Origin of the sequence: Mesorhizobium sp. M7A.F.Ca.CA.001.08.2.1 (genome assembly GCF_003998455.1) — a bacterium.
In the GTDB taxonomy this organism is placed as follows: domain Bacteria; phylum Pseudomonadota; class Alphaproteobacteria; order Rhizobiales; family Rhizobiaceae; genus Mesorhizobium; species Mesorhizobium ciceri.
Genome location: NZ_RZPW01000626.1, coordinates 1 through 3,817, shown reverse-complemented (window position 1 = coordinate 3,817; position 3,817 = coordinate 1). Strand labels below are relative to the sequence as shown.

At 60.4% G+C, this 3,817-nt stretch carries 5 protein-coding genes; 3 read left to right on the top strand and 2 right to left on the bottom strand.

The window, feature by feature from the left end; all coding sequences use genetic code 11:
* Window positions 1–376: FAD-dependent monooxygenase (locus EN914_RS27755; protein WP_206527250.1), on the top strand; the 376-nt coding region annotated here is incomplete at its 5' end.
* Here the strand turns inward: EN914_RS27755 and EN914_RS27750 are convergent.
* A complete protein-coding gene (locus EN914_RS27750; RefSeq protein ID WP_024503280.1) occupies window positions 353–1,315 on the bottom strand; it encodes an AEC family transporter in 963 nt (320 codons plus the stop codon). The two genes, EN914_RS27755 and EN914_RS27750, sit on opposite strands and share 24 nt — an antisense overlap.
* Window positions 1,316–1,440: 125 nt before the next feature.
* Here EN914_RS27750 and hspQ point away from each other — a divergent pair, with 125 nt between their 5' ends.
* Entirely contained in the window at window positions 1,441–1,764 is a 324-nt protein-coding gene (gene hspQ / locus EN914_RS27745; protein ID WP_024503281.1) for a heat shock protein HspQ, read from the top strand.
* A 73-nt stretch (window positions 1,765–1,837) separates the two neighbouring features.
* On the opposite strand, the gene EN914_RS27740 is transcribed toward hspQ, so the two are convergent.
* Entirely contained in the window at window positions 1,838–2,467 is a 630-nt protein-coding gene (locus EN914_RS27740) for an invasion associated locus B family protein (protein WP_013531658.1), read from the bottom strand.
* A 260-nt stretch (window positions 2,468–2,727) separates the two neighbouring features.
* On the opposite strand from EN914_RS27740, the gene EN914_RS27735 reads away from it, so the two are divergent.
* The coding region (locus tag EN914_RS27735) for an extracellular solute-binding protein (RefSeq protein ID WP_164778961.1) at window positions 2,728–3,817 on the top strand (1,090 nt) is incomplete at its 3' end.

The window sequence follows — 3,817 nt, the reverse complement described above, 5'->3', positions numbered from 1 at the left end:
GCGGAAACACATGGTCGGCGAAGCCGCCCATGTGTTTCCGCCGATCGGTGCGCAAGGCCTCAACCTCGGCATCAGAGACGTCGACGATCTAATTGGAATCGCTTGTGAAAATCGATCCGATCCGGGCGCAGCCAAGGCGCTTGCAGCCTACGATTTCAAGCGCCGCCCCGACATTCTGGCGCGCAGCAGCGCGGTCAACCTGCTCAACATGTCGCTGCTTTCCGACATGCTGCCGGCGCAGATGGCCCGCGTTGCCGGGCTCGGCGTGCTCGGAGGCTTCGCGCCGCTTCGGGCTTTTTTCATGCGCGAGGGGCTTCGTCCCGGCAGCGGTTTTGCCGCGCTTGCCGGCGGGTTAGGGAAACAGGTCCGGCGCTAGGATATTGTGCCGGATCAGGTAGAGCAGCCCGGTAACGGTCACGACCGACAGGCAGGTAGTGATCAGCACACTGGCCGACGCTCGCTGTACCCAGACGCCATACTGCTGGGCGATGACGAAGACGTTCGTGGCGGTCGGCAATGCGGCCAGAAGCACCGCCGAGAAGACCCATGTCTCAGAGAAATTGCCGATCCAGCTCAGCACGACATAACAGAGCAACGGGTGCAGGATCAGCTTCAGCGCCGCGATCGGAACCATCTCATGCGGGACGCGATTGAGTGGCCTGAGCGCCAGCGTGACGCCCATGGCAAACAGCGCGCAAGGTGCGGCCGCACGGGAAAGATATTCCAGAAATCGCTCCACCGGCACGGGCGGTCGAAAGCCGATATAGGCGGCGCCGACACCCAGGGCGGTTGCGATGATGAACGGATGCAGCACGATCTTGCGCAGGACGCCCAGGGCAAGCCGGAGAGGAGTGGTCTTCTCGTCGCCAGACAGCGCCATCATCATGGGCGCGATGGCGAAATGCATGATGTTCTCGAAACAGAAGATCAAGGCGACCGGCACAGCCGCCTCCTCGCCGAAGGCCAGCAGCGCCAGCCCCGGCCCCATATAGCCGATATTGCCATAGGCGGCCGCGAGCGCCTTGATGGTCGATTGCGCTATCTCGCCGCGCGAGGTCAGGACCGACCCCATGAACATCAAGGAAAATATCATGAAGGTCGAGACGACCGAACCGAAGATGAAGCGCCATTCCGTCAGGTCTTCAAACGGCGTCTTGGCAAGCAGCTGGAAGAAAAGTGCCGGTAGCGCGACATAGACGATGAACGTGTTCATCCAGCCGAGCGCGTCCAGCGGCTGCCTGGTGATGCGCGCCACCAGAAAGCCGACAAAAATCAAGCCGAAGAATGGAAGAACAAGACCGACGACGTCAGACATTTTTATGCTGGTCCGAAACCCTGGCGCCGGGCTAACCCGTTGCTTAATAGGGCGTCAAGCGCCTCGGGATTGAATTGATGCGCGGTCTGCGCCAAATAAGCTCAAGGAATTCAGTGGTGAGTACGATGAAAACAGCCAAATTCGCAATCGGACAGGTGGTTCGCCACCGGCTGTTTCCATTCAGGGGCATCATTTTCGATGTCGATCCGCAATTCGCCAACACCGACGAATGGTACGAAGCCATCCCCGCCGACGTGCGGCCGCGCAAGGATCAGCCTTTCTATCATCTGCTCGCCGAGAATTCGGAGACCGAATACATCGCCTACGTCTCCGAGCAGAACCTGCTCGAGGACCAGTCGGGCGAGCCGGTCCGGCATCCGCAGATCAAGGAAATGTTCGACAAGAAGCCGGACGGCGGCTACCAACAGAAGCGGCAGTCCAGGCATTAGCCTGCTGGAAGACAGTCACAAAAAAAGCGGGGCATGAACCCCGCTTTTTTGTTGGCTCGGCGATATCGGCCGATCAGTTGGCGGTCTTCGCCTTGTCCTGCTCTTCCTTGAGCTTCTTGGCGAAATCCTGGTTGTTCTTGGCGACGAAGTCCTGAAGCTTCTTCTGCCTGTCCTCGATGTCCGACTGCTGCAGCGCCGGGCCGTCATAGGCGCCGCTGAAGCCCTGCAGGGCGATCTTGATCGGATTGGGCTGATTCTGGAAATTGACCGAAGTCAGCGTGATCGCCTGGCCTTTCTTGAATGCCGCGACGAGCTGATCGGTCAGCGGCACTTCGGCCACGCAACGATCCGGGAAGCAGATCACATAGTCGAGCTTCTGCGCCTTGCCGGTGTCGATCTGCAGGCCGATGCCGGGAGGCACCAGACGGCCGGTCGGAACCGTCACCTGGAACACCTTGCGGTTCACCTTGCCCTTGAGCTCGATCAGGCTGACGCCGGTGACCAGCTGGCCATTGCCGGCAGTGGTGATGTTCTGGACGTTGCAAATGTCGACGTCTTCCTGCTTGGTGCAGGCCTTGAACCAGCCTTGCGGAATCTGCTGCTGCTGCTGTGCGGAAGCGGCGGGAAGCCCTGCGCCGAGAAAGCCGACCACGCCAGCGGCCATGACCGACAGGCGGTACGCGTTGCTGTTCAGGCTCGTCATGTCGTGCACTTCCTCTCAAATGATCCCGGGACCGGCTTCTTCGTGCCGTGTGGTCCAGCTACCTGTTGCCGAAATGAGGCAACAGAATGACTTCGGAGGGCGTGTTACACTGCAAGCGAGGCCGAATCCAGCCCGGCGCCTGCGATTCTTGGCCGTGCGATTTGGGCCGTGCGATTTGGGCTGATGTATCTGGCCGGAGCGCGGTGGCGCCATGCTAGGGTGCAGTCCGAATCATCAAGCCGCCCAGTAAGGAGACGGTCATGGGCCGCGTTCTTGTTTGGCTGATCACCGCGATATCGTTTCTCGCCCTTTCGCATCAGCCGGCCGCATCGGAGCCGAAGCACGCCATCGCCATGCAGGGCGAGCCGGCGCTGCCGCCCGACTATACGCATTTCAACTACGTCAATCCCGACGCGCCGAAGGGTGGCTCGATCACCTATTGCGTCGTCGGCAGCTTCGACAATCTCAACCCTTTCATCCTCAAGAGCCTGCGCACCACGGCGCGCGGCATGATGGATACGATCTTCGGCAATCTGGTCTTCGAGCCGTTGATGCAGCGCAATGCCGACGAGGCTTTCACGCTCTACGGTTTGTTGGCCGAAAGCGCCGACATGGATCCGGAGCGCAAGAGCATCGAGTTCCATCTCAATCCGAGGGCCAAATGGTCGGACGGTCAGCCGGTGACGCCGGAGGACGTGCTGTTCAGTTATGATGTCTACACCGACAAAGGCCGCCCGCCTTACAGCGACCGCATGGCCAGGGTCGCCAAGCTCGAAAAGACCGGCGACTACAGCGTGCGCTTCACCTTCAACGACAAGGCCGATCGCGAATTCCCGCTGATCATCGCGCTGACCCCGATCATCCCGAAGCACGCCTTCGACAAGGAGACTTTCGACAGGACGACGCTCAAGCCGGTGATCGGCAGCGGTCCGTATACGATCGCGCAGGTGCAGCCAGGCCAGCGCATCGTCTTCAAGCGCAACCCGGACTATTGGGGCAAGGATGTCCCCGCCAAGCGCGGTTTCGACAATTACGACCAGATCACCATCGAGTATTTCCTCAACGCCAACGCCAAGCTCGAAGCGTTCAAGAAAGGCCTCTGCGCCATCGATGACGACAGCGATCCGGTGAAGCGCGAGCGCGATCTCGATTTTCCGGCCTTCCACAAGGGCGACGTGATCGCCGAAACCTTCGACACCGGCATTCCGCCGGTGGTGACCGGTTTCCTGTTCAACACGCGGTTGCCGAAATTCGCCAACCCGGTCGTGCGGCGCGCGCTCGGCATGCTCTACGACTTCGAATGGGCCAACAAGAACCTGTTCGGCGGCAAATACACGCGCACGATGAGTT

Bases quoted from the DNA above. Each gene is read 5' to 3' on its own strand.
- EN914_RS27740 (WP_013531658.1), bottom strand. From the start codon at position 2,467: ATGACGAGCCTGAACAGCAACGCGTACCGCCTGTCGGTCATGGCCGCT.
- EN914_RS27750 (WP_024503280.1), bottom strand. From the start codon at position 1,315: ATGTCTGACGTCGTCGGTCTTGTTCTTCCATTCTTCGGCTTGATTTTT.
- hspQ (WP_024503281.1), top strand. From the start codon at position 1,441: ATGAAAACAGCCAAATTCGCAATCGGACAGGTGGTTCGCCACCGGCTG.